Here is a 13,715-nt window from a genome sequence, read left to right as displayed (position 1 = left end):
CTTGCTTGACTATCCAGTTTCAGGCTGGCTTTGAGCCTATATATCTCTTGTTGCAATTTCTCAATTACAAGCTGTTGCTGAACCAGTAAGCCAACGAGTTCCTCGGTGGGCAACTGTTTGAGTTGGTTTGGGTCAAGTTTGAGCTTCATGGCAACAGCACTCATATACCTTATATTTATTTAAGCAGATTTTGTGTTACTAGAGCGCCATCGTTGCGATTTTCCCACTCAGGTAGTTCTCCCCGTACCGGAGCAAAAGGGGCAAGCCTTCGCCTCTGCCAAACTGCTATACTCGACTCCTAGCCAAAAGGAGGCGAAGCCTTCCCCCTTCATCGGATTTCCACGACCCCTGAATCCTTACCAAAATCTTAGTGTCATCAGGCTTCTTGACAAACCCTAGCCAATAGAGATGGGGGCGGGTGTTGCGAATGTAATGGTAATTATTTAGATAAGGGGGTGATGTAACCACCAGATCGACTGAATTCGGTTTAAGATACTGTTGGCAATCAAAAAATGATGCGTTGACAATCTTGTTTTGGAATGAATGACGGGGCAATTTTCTAGAAAGCCATTTAACATCAAAAGCAATTTGATTAAGCTTTTCCGTGATTAATTCAAAAACGGCAAAATCGGCAATATTCTTTTTACCTGCTGCACGTCGAGTTCCCAAACTGGGTTCATAGGAATAATTCGAGTAATGAACCATCGTTGACGCAAACGCCAATCTAAACATCTCTTGAATCTTCTCATCATCCACAGAATCAATAAAATCCTGAACAATCAGGACTTTTCTTAACACAGTCGGACTATAGAATGCTTGGCGGGTTCGGAATCCCGATGGTGGCTGACTCATCGGCAAATATCCACTCGTCACGCTATAGTCATAAAACGTTTGGAATCGCCCTATCTCTCTTTGAATATCTTCTGGATTAAGTTTATACGCATTGACTTTAACTCGACAAGCCAAAGCCGCGTAGGGATTAATCTCAAAACCAACACTATCATGTCCGATTAATGCTGATTCAACCAGGGTTGTACCCACACCCGCAAAGGGATCAAGAACCGTTCCCGGTTGAGGAAGCTTAGTTTCTACCACGCCGCGCACAAAAGAACTGGAAAAGCCAGCAATCCAAGGTATCCACCGATGTACGGGTAAAAGCTTATTGCTGGCAAAACTCGGATCACTGAACACCGATTTATCTTTGACGTTCGAGGTTTGAGTCTCTGGAAAAAGTGACAGTTGCATTCGATTGATCAGCTTGGCTAATTTTGATGTCGTGATGTTAGTGTAAAGCCAATTAATTTACGGTGCAAGTTCCCTATTTTAAGATGTTACCTTTAAAGTATCTCAGTTAACCTCTTAAATTCAGCCATATTCAAGGATTATTACTTGTACAAAACAGCCTCTTTCAATGTTGAGATGCGCTCAAGCACGCTGGTGATTTCCTCTTGTGTAAGTCCATACTCAGCCAGTGATTCACCCAAGTGATTGGCAATTGATTCAAAGTGTTCCGGTTGTAAGTCTAATCCAGCGTGGGCTTTTTCCATGGAGCGTCCGCTATATTGATTAGAACCTCCCAACGCATGGGAAACAAAAGCGGTTTGATGACGCCGTTGCTTTTCCATATCAGTGTTAGCAAAAAAGTGATTAACGGTATCATCTGCTAACACACGCTTGTAAAAATCATCCACAATTTGAGCAACAACTGGCTGTCCGCCTATCTTCTCGTATAAGGTTAGGGTTGGTGGTGTATGCATATCCGTTTCTAAAATTTAGCAATTTACACCTGATATTTTATCTTGGTGTTGAATTACTTTACATCTCTCTATGGTACAGCAATAGCTGAGTGACTTATCTGCCGTAAGTTGAATGAAAAATTTCAATTTTATAGGCTTTTGTTTTATTTTAATAAAATGAAAAATCACCACTATGGACTGAAATCCATATCCAGTCCGCTTTAGCTAACTTGAGTTCTTAGTTCCTTGGGTTAAAACCCAAGGTGGTTGGTGAGACTGAGAATTACCCGTTGTATCCGTTGGTAGAGGAGAATTGCGGAACATCAAGGTATAAATATCAGTGGGCATTTCGATATTTGCCTGTTGCAGTGCTTCTTTTATACTTTGACTGACTTGAGATGTCATCGTCAAAAATCCTAATCGCCGCGAATCCACCCAAAACCGTACTTCCAGATTTACCGTACTTGCCGCTAACTCCATTACTAAAATTTCCGGGGGCGGCTCTTTTTCTAACCCTGGAAGCGAGGCGATAGTCGTTTTAATCACCTGTTTTGCCTGACTAATATCGGCATCATAGTCAATACCAACCATAACTGAACTACGACGGCGCGGCGAAGCGGTATTATTAATAATACTGGCAGAGAATACTTCCTGATTCGGAATATAAACTAATCGCCCATCATAGGTTCTCATCGTAGTTGCCCGGAGGTCAATCTGCGTAATCGTACCTTCATAATCACTGATCACCACCTGATCATTAATACCAAAAGGTCGAGCCGCGAGTAAAATCACCCCAGAGATATAATTACTCAAGACATCTTTGAGACTGAAACCAATCGCCACACTGGTGAGTCCTAATGCCCCTAATAATGCGCCAAAATTTAGTCCTAAAACCCCTAAAGCAACAACTGAACCCAGTACCCAGACGCCACCATAACCCAAACGTCCAATCAGAATTTCCGTATTGCGATCGCCTTCTGTCCGTTGCGCCCAACTAAAGCCAATAAACTGCACTGTTTTCGCTATTCCCCAGGTAATCCCAACCATAACCAGCGCCCCTAATAAAGAGGGGAGATTTGTCACCGTATCCCGTAAAAGTTGTTGTACTGTTCCATAGAGACGCTGTCCCACATCAATCGCTAGGGGGGGTTTTTTAATTGCCTGATTCAATTGTTCTGCCCATCTCTCGGCTAAGGCTTCCACTGACAAACCAAAGTCTTGGGCATCTTGCTGCGTAACCGTCATTAATACTCGATTATTCAATCGCAAGGTTGCCACTTGGCGAGGGTCATCCGGTTTAACAGTTACCTGTCCTAAAGTTTCTGATTGTGCCAAAAGACTGTTAACCCGCCGATTGATAATTTTTGCCCGTTCTCTTGCGCCCAGATCTGCAAGGCTACCCACTTGGAATACAGGTCTACCTCTAACCAAAATATCGGCAAAATAGACTTCACTATCGGTATTACCAAGGGATGAATTCGCATCAGCGGGAATAGGAACCATCTCATCTTGAGCGACACTATGGTGAGGACTAGCCAGGAAAAGAAATCCCGTAGCAAAGACGACAAGGGTGAATCGACGTGAACCTATCCCTTGCCAAGAATTCAGTAGCATTTTCATAAAATAGTGAGTTTTCGGCTTTCTGAACCAAAACAGACTACATTACCCATCCCTAGTTTGACTTCTAGCTAGAGACAGGTAAGCACTAAGACCTGAGGGGGTGACAAGGGACTTGAAGGTACTACTGGGTTTAGGGTGTAGGGTGTAGGGTGTAGGGAAAAATTGAACTTTAAAAAGGAAGTCACCAAAAACTCTATTGTTTATTCATTTTGACGGCTCTACTCATTCCTTAAATTCTCGCCGATTTATAGTTCGATCGCCTCTTGGAATATATTCTCAGCAATCAGCGGACTTAAGCCCCGAGTCGTCGTAATATCTACCTTGCTTTTCAAGAAAGACTCTAACTCATTGATTAATCCTCCCGGAAACCAAGCACTCGTGCAATTTCGGTCATAATCAATCAAAAAATCAATATCGCTCTCATCGGTTGCTTCCCCTCGTGCTACAGAGCCAAATACCCGTATACTATGAGCGCCATGCTTGGCAAAAATGGCAAGCAGTTCATCCCGGTGTTCTTGTAAGTCTTCAATCGTTCGGATTGCTGTTGAGCAGCCCATTTCACTCCTGGTATTGGATTCTCAGCCTAATCAGTTGGGTTTACTTGGGTTTTCCAAACCTACATTACTGTAACGGTAATCGGTAGGGGCGCATGGCGTGCGCCCATCATATTTACCCATAATATTCAGTGTGCGCCCAAAAATCTGAGGATTTAATTCCGATGCCAACGAGTGACACCACCGGGTTGATCAATCAGCGTAATCCCTTGGGCTTTGAGTTCATCCCGAATGCGATCGCTCATTTCAAAATCCTTCCGTTTCCGCGCCTCGGTACGTTGCTGAATCAGCGCTTCAATCTCTGCATCACTTAATCCACTCGTCGATTCCTGACGAATTTCCTCCGCTTGCGCCTCAAGTCCAAACACCTGCGCCAATTCTACTAAGGTATGCCATTGTGCCTCTAATTCCTGGGGCGATGTCCGGGTTTTCCCTTCATGCACTAAAATATTCCCCTCACGCCCCAACTCTTTTGCCAGTTCAAATAATACAGCTAACCCTTCGGCGAAATTGAAATCATCATCAACAGCAGTTTGAAACCGTTCTAAAACAGCAGTTTGCCGTTTACCCGCGTCTTGCCACCCCAGTTGTTCACCATACTGAACGCCAAACAGCAATCCCTCCTTCAGGGTATGCCACCCATTCGTCGCCGCCGCCAACGCATCATCGGTAAAATCTAAGGGCTTGCGATACTGTGCCTGGAGGACAAACAACCGTACCGCCATCGGATCAGTGGGGCGATCGAGTAAATCTCGAATGGTGATAAAATTCCCCAAAGATTTCGACATCTTCTCCCCATTCACAATCACCATCCCTGTATGTAACCAGTAACGCGCCAAGGGTTGACCTGTCACCGCTTCTGATTGGGCAATTTCATTCTCGTGGTGGGGAAACACCAAATCCGATCCCCCCGCATGAATATCCACCGTGTCCCCCAAATTGTCCCGAATCATCGCCGAACACTCAATATGCCAGCCAGGGCGTCCCGCCCCCCAAGGCGATTCCCAGGCAGGTTCTCCGGGCTTAGAACCCTTCCACAGGGCAAAATCAAAAGCCTCCTTTTTCTTGCCTGCCTCAGCATCCGCTACCTCAACTCGCCCACTCGCCCCCGCTTGTAAATCCTCTAACTTTCGTCCCGACAACTTGCCATACTCACCAAAACGACGCACGGCATAATAAACATCTCCGGCGGCGGGGTAGGCGTAATTTTTCTGTTCTAAATCATAAATGAGCCGCTTAATCCCATCTAGGCAATGTGTCGCCCGGGGATAGGCATCCGCCTCATTCACATTCAGCCGCGCCATATCCTCAAAATAAGCCTGAATGAAGCGTTCCGAGACAGCCTCCATCGAGGTTCCCTCTTGTCGCGCCCGATTCAGGATTTTATCGTCAATATCGGTAAAATTCTGTACGTAGTTCACATCATAGCCGCGCCATTGTAGATAACGACGGGCAGTATCCCAGATGATGCAGGTTCTAGCATGACCCAAATGGCAATAGTCATAAGCGGTAATGCCGCAGCAATACATCCGCACCTTACCCGTCTCTATCGGGGAAAACGGTTCTTTGCGACGAGTCAGTGTATTGTACAGGGTTAGGGTCATGGCAAAAGAACAGTAAACTCAGTTGTGAGCAGATACGCAATAATGAGAAAGGATTGGCATATCCAGCGTACAGCTTGATGTCTTATTGAATCACACCTGTACGTTATCTTCCTATATTCTGACGTTTAAAGACAGTTCAACATAGCGCCTTATGCAATCAGTCACAACTCAGTCTGCATCCGACCCAACCCTGGACGCGGCGAAACATGGCTTACCTGTCACGATTATTACCGGATTTCTCGGTAGCGGCAAAACGACGCTGCTTAATCATATCTTGAGCAACCAAGACGGTGTCAAGACTGCCGTTTTAGTCAATGAGTTTGGCGAAATCGGCATTGATAATGAACTCATTGTCACCACCGGAGATGACATGGTGGAATTGAGTAATGGTTGCATTTGCTGCACCATTAATGAAGATTTAGTTAGCGCCGTTTACAAGGTGCTGGAACGGGAAGACAAGGTGGATTATCTGGTGGTGGAAACCACGGGATTAGCTGATCCCCTACCCGTCGCCCTCACGTTTCTAGGAACCGAACTGCGAGACATGACGCGCCTCGATTCCATCGTTACCGTGGTAGACTGTGAGAATTTCAGTTTGGATCTATTCAATAGCGAAGCGGCATATAGCCAAATTGCTTACGGTGATATTATTCTGCTGAATAAAATCGACTTAGTTGATGAAGGTGATGTAGACGCCTTGGAGGTGAGAATTCGCGAAATTAAAGAAGGGGCGAGGATTATTCGCACCACTCAATCTCAAGTGCCATTACCGCTGATTTTAAGTGTAGGATTGTTTGAGTCGGATCAGTATTTTGATGAGTCATCGGATCATGACCATGAACATCACGATCATGAGCATCACCATGACCACGATTGCGATCATGATCATCACCATCATGAGCATCACCACGATCATGATCACTCTCATCACTTAGAAAATGATGGATTTACCTCGATTTCCTTCCAGAGTGATAAACCCTTCAACATCCGGAAGTTTCAATATTTCTTAGACAATCAACTGACAACGAATATTTTCCGGGCTAAGGGAATTCTCTGGTTTGATGAGAGTCCAAATCGCCACATTTTCCACCTCAGTGGTAAGCGGTTTAATATCGAAGATGATCAGTGGAAAGGGGACAAGAGAAATCAATTGGTGCTAATTGGTCAAGATTTAGACCATGATAAGTTGTACAAGCAACTTGAGAATTGTCTTTGTTTACCCTCGGTAAATCGGGGTAAAGGATTTGGGACTTAACATCCTACAGCGCTTAGTAAGTGAGGTACACAGACAGATCTCCGACTTCTTGGAGAAGTCGGGGATATCGGCTTGCTTTTCAGCGCAATAATCGTCTGTAGTCTACTAACTTGAAAACTGCTGTAACTGTAAGTTCTGTAACTGTTAGTTAACCCCAGCTTCCCCATCTTCCCCATCTCCCCCATCTCCCCCATCTTCCCCAGCTTCCCCAGCTTTTCCTTCCTATCTATTTAGGGACATTCTGGATGCCGTCCCCCATGATTACAGATATATTGCAACTGATTGGTATCTAAATTTTTCGCCCGGGCAAAATTCACCCCCTGTACTCGCGCTCCCGACGTGGCGGCTGGAGGTTGCGTGATAAACTGATCCGATTTAACAGGCATCGCTGTGGCAAACATAGCGCCCAAGAAATCCGTTCCGGTTACATTCGCCCCGCGTAAATCGACTGCACTCAAATTCGTATTCTGTAGCTTAGCATTTTGCAATTGAGCCTGACTCAAATTCGCCTTAACCAATTTCGTCGAACTCAAATCCGCATCCTGTAACTTGGCATGACTGAAATTGGCTCCCGATAAATCCGCCCCTTGCCAATTGGATTGGGTCAAATCCGCAAAGCTAAAATCTCCGCCAACGGCACTCACTTGACCGAGACTTCCCCCATGTAAATTCACCAGAGATGCCTTTACCTCGCCTAAATTTGCCCCGGTCAAGCTAGCATTTTCTAATACGGCTCGGCTTAAATCAGCCCCAATCAGTTGAGCGCTGCTGAAGTTCGCGCCAATGAGATAGCTATCAGCTAAATTTGCCCGATCAAGAATTGCCCGAATCAAATTTGTGCGAGCCATTAAAACATTGTTTAAATTTGCCCCAGTTAAATCCGCTTCCTTGAGTTCAGCCCCACTTAAATCCGCAATCCAATCATCAAATGTACCCCAGCGTTGATCCGCACCCGCCCCATAAAAACGGCTGTTTTGGAAACTGCCCCCAGTTAAGATGGCGGAACGGAAATTAAGTCCGGCGAGGTCGAGGTTATCCAAAACTAAGGTAAATTGAACTGAACGGGTGTCCATTTGACTCAAGTCTATGCGACTCAAATCCGCGTCGTGCAGTTCACTGCTGTAGATGGTGAGAATTTTCGCGATCGCACGATTGGTTGCCCGTTGTCGCAGGGCGACTAACTGCTGCTCTCCTGGCGTTCCCCGACGGGCTAATGTGTCTCGGTCATTTTGTAGCGCCTGATTCAACCGTTGTAGGGGAGGTAGGGCTTCGGCGCCTTTACTGACTAAGGCTTGCTGTAGGGTATCAATCAGAGTCGGCGTGTTTTCCTGTCCCAATAAATCCACCAGAAACGGCACAGCACGGGGATCATCCAGCCTTGCCAGCGCCAAAATTGCCGCCTGTCGTTCTTCTAAGGCGGTGGCGGAGGTAGAACTCAACTGCTTAACCAGCGCTAGAAAGACTTCGTTATTTTGTTGGTTAACTTCTCGCCAATTTGCCTGACGTTGAATATACACCTGAGTCCCGACAAACGTTCCCAAAACCGATGCCATTCCTGTAAATGAGAGAATTAGCAAGGTTGCCCCAGGATGACGGCGCATCCACCCCCACAGATGGGGGGCTTGTCGAGATGAGGATTGGGAGGTGAGGACGATGGTGGTGACGGAGGGATGATGAGACTGATTATTGGTTGATGTTTCGCTCTGTTGACGCCAGCCGTTGTCAAATTCTAGGGTAACGGAGTGATCCCGATCAGTCTGCCAGCCGTTGAATGAGGCGGATGCCAATCCCTGAGCCGCATTCACTACATAAGTACCTGCCATGCGATCGTGGAAGGTGCGGCGTCGTGAGTGAATCCAGCCACTGCCATGTTCGATGAGTAGCATGACTCCCGCCAATCCTAATAAGATGCCAAAGTCGGGAAATGCACCCGTATACCGCCACAGCAAATAGGCTGTACCCAGGGGGAGTCCCCAGCGCCCAACTGCCTCACGCCAAACTGCCCGGATTAATCCCGGTGGTGTTCCCATTGGTGTCACCACCCGCAGTTTTAACCACTTTTTGGGCATGGTTTGCCCCGTTTTCCCCAATTGATAAAGTTGCCAACTGACCACCACAACAGGCATAATAATTGCCCCACACCAGAACAAATTAGTCAGGGGGGCAACTTGACGATTTAATCGCGCTCGTGGATATGCCAGGGTTTTCGCGATCGCCTCTTCCGTTGCTGCGACAACAGGGTTGATAGGAACGGGTTCAGCCGGAGAATGGTCTTTGGCATACTCGCCGATACTGTACGGAATGACCGCACTTACCGTCACTAATGACACTTCCAGAACCACAGCTGCTAACCGCCGGGTCATCATCGGCAATGCCCGATTAAGTCGCAGTGAAAATGATCGACTAACCGTTTGATTATGGACTTGTTTTATGGTAGGGCTAGTCATGTTCAATTCTCACGCGACGCGGATAAAGGGTGGGCAACTATTGGGGAGACTTAGGGGTAATGAAAAATTTATACACTACATAGAGGATTATTCCCAATAGGGCAAGGCTAATTAACGAGGTAATCAGTTGGAAAACAGTCTTCAAGAGGGATAAACTCAAGCTGCCGCCGACAATCACCACAATAACTTTACCAACGGTAGGCAAGCTGTTAAACCAAGCACTGATTTGATTGAACCGTTGCTTCATCGGATAGGTGTTATAGAAGGGCGGTTGAAAGGGATTGCCCACGGGCGTGGATTGGTCGTCGTCTCGATTCGGTTCCATCTGCCAAGAGAATTAAGTTGTAGAAATCAGGTTATATGTTTTGATTTTATCGGTTTGAGCAAGGTTTCGGGCAATTCTTAGGGGTTATAGCGCTACGCGCTAGGCTTTCTTGCAATAGGCAACACCTCGGCTTACCTCGGCTTCGCTCGGTAACACGCTCGGTGTGTCATGGGCAATAGTGAAGAAAAACGCTTACCTGACAAGGGACTTGAGGGTACTACTGGGTGTCGGGTTTCGGGTGTCGGGTTTCGGGTGTTGGGTGTCGGGTGTCGGGTGTTGGGTGTCGGGTGTCGGGTGTCGGGTTTCGGGTGTCGGGTGTCGGGTGTCGGGTGTTGGGTGTCGGGTGTCGGGTGTGGGAAGCTGGGGAAGCTGAGGGAGATGAGGGAGTTCACTCAAAACTCGACCTTACCCTGTTCCCTGTTCCCTGTTCCCTGTTCCCTGTTCCCTGTTCCCTGTTCCCTGTTCCCTGTTCCCTGTTCCCTATTCCCTATTCCCTGTTCCCTGTTCCCTGTTCCCTGTTCCCTGTTCCCTGTTCCCTATTCCCTGACAAATGACAAATGACGAGTGACAAATAACAAACAGGAACAGAGTCAGTTTCGGCGGGTCTATTAATGTACGACGATGAGTTTGAGAAAAACTCAAACAATAGTGGAGCCTCAGAGAATGAAACGACTGAAACAGTGGATGATTGTGCCAACCACCTTAGCGATGCTGCTAGCGAACGCAGGTTTGCTCCATAGTCAGACTGTGCAAAGGTTAGCGCCAGGATTTAATGCCCTGGAACTCCAAGGCACTTCCGCTCAAGGGAACAATTGCCAAGTGGGTAATATTCAACCGCAGTATACGATCACATTGGAACAAGACTTCGGCTCGTTGAACTTCAGCCTCCAAAGCGCTGGTCAATCGGCTTTGATCATTGAACCATTGAATTCAACAGGTGAACCCGTGGCAAGTGGTAGACAATGTGTGTTAGCCACTGCGCCAGGGCAAACCGTTGAAGCACCGGGATATTGGGAAGAAGGCACTTACAAGATCTATATTGTCGATAGCACTGGAGGGCAAAGTTATACTCTCTCCATTAGTCAGTAGGTAGGACAAATGAAAGTTAACGGCTCTGAGCGTCATAGTTCGTAAAATACTCGCTTCCCGAAAAGTAAGCAAGCTACGTCTTATGTTAGGGTTTGAGGGGCTTTACAGAAACTAATATCGTTGAGTGTATTTCCACTAACCTACTGAGTCGCCATGGCTTGAACCCGCTAAGCCTTATATCTGACAATGGGCTTAATCTTCAAGTTGCTTTACTGAAACCTCTACGGCGTCTACATCAATCGTACCCGGCGGCGTCAAGCGGTTAAACTGACCCTGTTCGACTTTCAACAATTCGCCACAGTTGGGACAGCGGCATTCGGTACGATTAAACCCAGTAAACTCGTAGGCACAGACGGGACATTTATCCTCAACCAGGTTGCGCTGTAACCACCAGCGAAAGCCAATCCAGCCAATGACTGGTGCGAGGATGACTAACCCAATCAGAATTAAGAATCCGTTGACCAGCCAGCCCAAGCCAACTGTTCCCAGTAAGAGAAAGGTGGCTAATAGGGTGAGCCAACAGCCCACGCCTGATAAGTTAAACTGAGCAAGTTTAGGATCGTACTGGTTCACGGTACTTGTTGGAAACTGACTATCTCCATCCTAGTTCACATCCGGTCTAACCTGAGAGGTGAAAAGCTACACCATACCATACCAGCAACGGTTTAACTGCCGATCGCTTCCGCTGATGCAGATTGCCCTAAACGGGGTTCAGTACCGACAAGTAGGCGCTGAATATTGGCTCGATGCCGTAATATAACGTATAGCCCCGCCACAATCCCAAATATCTGGTAGGGTAACGGTTGGGCTAAGACAATCATCAGCACAGCTACTGCGATCGCCGCCGCAATCGAACCCAGAGAAACAATCCGCGAGATACTGACGACCCCAATAAAGATTATCAATACACTCAACGCGACGAACCAAGACATAGCGAATAAGACGCCTAACCCTGTAGCGGCTGATTTTCCTCCTGTAAAGTTAATCCAGATTGATTTACTGTGACCCAACATAGCCGCCAACGCGACAACAGCCACCAACCAAGGTTTCCAGGTATCCGGCATCACGGATGATCCCGTTAGGGCAAAGAAGCCATGTACCAAAGCAACAGCACCCACTCCTTTCGTCGCATCAATCAGTAAAACGACTAAAGCTGGACCTTTTCCCAGGTTTCTCAAAACATTGGTCGCCCCCGTTGATCCCGAACCGATTTCCCGAATATCAATTCCTTTAACCAGACGTCCTGCCAAATATCCAGTTGGAATTGAGCCAAGTAAGTAAGCACTGATCAGCAGTAGCCCAATCCAACTCAACTCACGCATCATTGTTTTAAACCCTCCACAATTAAAAAGCTAGGGGAGATAATCAGACCTTTATTGGGACATCTCCCCTAGCCGATTTTATATGGGAGCGTGTGAAACAGGTAAGGGTATGGCATGAAAATCGTAACATTCGTTACCTATATCTCCCCAGCTTCCCTGTTCCCTGTTCCCTGTTCCCTGTTCCCTGTTCCCTGTTCCCTGTTCCCTGTTCCCTGTTCCCTGTTCCCTGTTCCCTGTTCCCTATTCCCCCATCCCAACCATCAACTTTAATGTTGTCCAACTACGTTATTAGTAATTACTCAGTTGCTGAGGATCGGGAGCAAAGGCTAACCAGAGAGGAAATTGCAGAATTGAAAGACTAATCTGGTCTTCTGTTTCATCCACAATAATTAAAGGAAGTTGCTTCTGGGTCATTAAGCGATCGGCTTTTTGCACGAGGGCGGATGGTTCCTCAAATAAAACGACCCCCCGTTCTGGACCAAAATCACTGCGGGCAATACCCAGACAATCCTGCAATCCTCTGCGCCACTCTCCTAGCCGTTCAGGAGTATTGGCAAGAACCAAGGTTCGTAGTCTATCACCGTAAAGCGTCCGCATAACAGACATCACGGCGGAGGCGACCAAAATATTTTGCAAGCGGCTACCGATAGTGCGAATCGCCCCACGCCCCCCTTGACTAAAAAACCAATTGGACACTCGCTCCGCATGAATTGGCTCAAACGTGCGACGCAATTGCCAAGGCGGACCATAATAATCTGGCATTTTGCGGTATTGGTCAATAATGTCCCGAATTTGCTGGATCTGATCTTGAAACGCCTGTTCAGCAAATTTGGGTGTAGGAGAAGAAACTGGCGGCTGAGGTTCATCCATCCTCGGTTTGGAAAATTCTGCCGTCGGTTCGGCTAATTCTAACTCTTCCGCCGCTACAACCAAGTCTTGTAAACTGCCAACCAAATAGTCTTTAAAACCCTGCACCCGAATTGCCAATTCTTGAGATACCCCAGCAAATGTGGTTCGCATTTCCGTGCGAATGCGTTCTCGGCGGCGTTCTAGTTGCTCCACAGAAATTAAAAGGGCTTGCTTGCGCTGCTCTAATTCGCTTAACCCCTCTTGGAGCATTTGTTGGATGGTGGCTTGGGTTTTGGTTAACTGGTCAGATAAAATCTGATTTTGGCTGGCTTGTAGCTGGGCAATTTTTTGCCTCAACTGTTGTTCTTGGCGTTCAAGGTCAGCGATCGTTTGGGTTAAATTCGCTACGGTTTCCTGTTGGTCTCTTGATGGCGTCATCTGATTATCATCTGATCCCGGTAAGTCTACAGCATTTACATTGCCAGCTTGGGATTGGCTCACGTCAGATTGATCAGATGAGTCGGTTAACGGCTTAGAGCTTTCGGTTTCTGGCTTTTGCTCTAGAGAGTTTTCCTCAAATCCCTCAAGGATTGGTTGTTGTTCTAAATTGGATTCTTGGGTCTGTGGTTCGTCTGAATTCATCAAAAATTGGGGTTTGTAAGGGGACGAATGGAAACCCCTGTCATTTATGTATGGGGAGAAATTCGCCCCCTTACATAAACAGCAGTCCGACAGGACTTCCTTAGAAAGCGTATTGGTATCCATCCTTTCCGTGTACACGACTGCAATATTTATGGTTAATGCCTTGGACTAAACCATTGGCGGCTGAGATGTTGAAACTGCCTGTTGTTCGCACAGCCACGCGACCTATATAAGCCCCTATCTTTTTGCCCTTGGTCACAATTGCTTTAACG

At 46.9% G+C, this 13,715-nt stretch carries 14 protein-coding genes and 1 pseudogene; 4 read left to right on the top strand and 11 right to left on the bottom strand.

The features are described 5' to 3' along the window. Positions 1-285 precede the first annotated feature (285 nt). The 5 genes from RIC07_RS33545 to cysS form a co-directional block, all read right to left on the bottom strand. Positions 286-1,245 (bottom strand): DNA methyltransferase, encoded by a 960-nt coding sequence (locus RIC07_RS33545; protein ID WP_446398303.1) that lies wholly within the window; start codon positions 1,243-1,245, stop codon positions 286-288. A 140-nt stretch (positions 1,246-1,385) separates the two neighbouring features. Further along, on the bottom strand, positions 1,386-1,757 hold the full coding sequence (locus RIC07_RS33540) for a group I truncated hemoglobin (protein ID WP_446398302.1): 372 nt from the start codon (positions 1,755-1,757) through the stop codon (positions 1,386-1,388). Positions 1,758-1,961: 204 nt separating this feature from the next. Then, positions 1,962-3,356: a mechanosensitive ion channel family protein gene (locus tag RIC07_RS33535; RefSeq protein ID WP_446398301.1), complete on the bottom strand. Its 1,395-nt coding sequence runs from the start codon at positions 3,354-3,356 to the stop codon at positions 1,962-1,964. Between the two features lie 245 nt (positions 3,357-3,601). Then, positions 3,602-3,913 (bottom strand): nucleotidyltransferase family protein, encoded by a 312-nt coding sequence (locus tag RIC07_RS33530; RefSeq protein ID WP_446398300.1) that lies wholly within the window; start codon positions 3,911-3,913, stop codon positions 3,602-3,604. Positions 3,914-4,065: 152 nt separating this feature from the next. Next, positions 4,066-5,514 carry a cysteine--tRNA ligase gene (gene cysS, locus RIC07_RS33525; RefSeq protein ID WP_446398299.1) on the bottom strand — a complete coding sequence of 483 codons (1,449 nt, stop codon included), beginning with the start codon at positions 5,512-5,514 and terminating at the stop codon, positions 4,066-4,068. A 151-nt stretch (positions 5,515-5,665) separates the two neighbouring features. Between cysS and RIC07_RS33520 the strand changes: the two genes are divergently transcribed. After that, positions 5,666-6,769, top strand: coding sequence for a CobW family GTP-binding protein (locus tag RIC07_RS33520; protein ID WP_446398298.1), 1,104 nt, complete (start codon positions 5,666-5,668; stop codon positions 6,767-6,769). A gap of 230 nt (positions 6,770-6,999) precedes the next feature. Here RIC07_RS33520 and RIC07_RS33515 read toward each other — a convergent pair whose 3' ends face one another. Both RIC07_RS33515 and RIC07_RS33510 read right to left on the bottom strand, forming a co-directional pair. Then, positions 7,000-9,216, bottom strand: coding sequence for a pentapeptide repeat-containing protein (locus tag RIC07_RS33515; protein ID WP_446398297.1), 2,217 nt, complete (start codon positions 9,214-9,216; stop codon positions 7,000-7,002). A 37-nt stretch (positions 9,217-9,253) separates the two neighbouring features. After that, positions 9,254-9,541, bottom strand: a complete 288-nt coding sequence (locus RIC07_RS33510) for a hypothetical protein (protein ID WP_446347111.1) — start codon at positions 9,539-9,541, stop codon at positions 9,254-9,256. Between the two features lie 224 nt (positions 9,542-9,765). On the opposite strand from RIC07_RS33510, the gene RIC07_RS33505 reads away from it, so the two are divergent. Together RIC07_RS33505 and RIC07_RS33500 are read left to right on the top strand one after the other, a co-directional pair. Next, complete coding sequence (locus RIC07_RS33505; RefSeq protein WP_446398296.1) at positions 9,766-10,095, top strand: hypothetical protein; 330 nt, start codon at positions 9,766-9,768, stop codon at positions 10,093-10,095. Between the two features lie 109 nt (positions 10,096-10,204). Then, complete coding sequence (locus RIC07_RS33500) at positions 10,205-10,630, top strand: hypothetical protein (RefSeq protein ID WP_446398295.1); 426 nt, start codon at positions 10,205-10,207, stop codon at positions 10,628-10,630. A 192-nt stretch (positions 10,631-10,822) separates the two neighbouring features. Here the strand turns inward: RIC07_RS33500 and RIC07_RS33495 are convergent, their stop codons facing one another. Together RIC07_RS33495 and plsY are read right to left on the bottom strand one after the other, a co-directional pair. Further along, positions 10,823-11,203: a hypothetical protein gene (locus RIC07_RS33495; RefSeq protein ID WP_044205897.1), complete on the bottom strand. Its 381-nt coding sequence runs from the start codon at positions 11,201-11,203 to the stop codon at positions 10,823-10,825. Between the two features lie 92 nt (positions 11,204-11,295). After that, positions 11,296-11,955 (bottom strand): glycerol-3-phosphate 1-O-acyltransferase PlsY, encoded by a 660-nt coding sequence (plsY, locus tag RIC07_RS33490; protein WP_446398294.1) that lies wholly within the window; start codon positions 11,953-11,955, stop codon positions 11,296-11,298. Between the two features lie 111 nt (positions 11,956-12,066). Between plsY and RIC07_RS33485 the strand changes: the two genes are divergently transcribed. Beyond that, complete coding sequence (locus RIC07_RS33485; RefSeq protein ID WP_446398293.1) at positions 12,067-12,222, top strand: hypothetical protein; 156 nt, start codon at positions 12,067-12,069, stop codon at positions 12,220-12,222. Between the two features lie 18 nt (positions 12,223-12,240). Here RIC07_RS33485 and RIC07_RS33480 read toward each other — a convergent pair whose 3' ends face one another. Then, entirely contained in the window at positions 12,241-13,443 is a 1,203-nt protein-coding gene (locus RIC07_RS33480; protein WP_446398292.1) for a DUF3086 domain-containing protein, read from the bottom strand. Positions 13,444-13,543: 100 nt separating this feature from the next. After that, positions 13,544-13,715, bottom strand: a pseudogene (locus tag RIC07_RS33475) (RNA-guided endonuclease IscB); the annotation flags it as partial.

It is taken from the genome of Coleofasciculus sp. E1-EBD-02 (assembly GCF_040218245.1).
GTDB lineage: Bacteria > Cyanobacteriota > Cyanobacteriia > Cyanobacteriales > Coleofasciculaceae > Coleofasciculus.
Note: the sequence above shows the minus strand (reverse complement) of the source record. Positions and strands in the feature narration are given on the sequence as shown.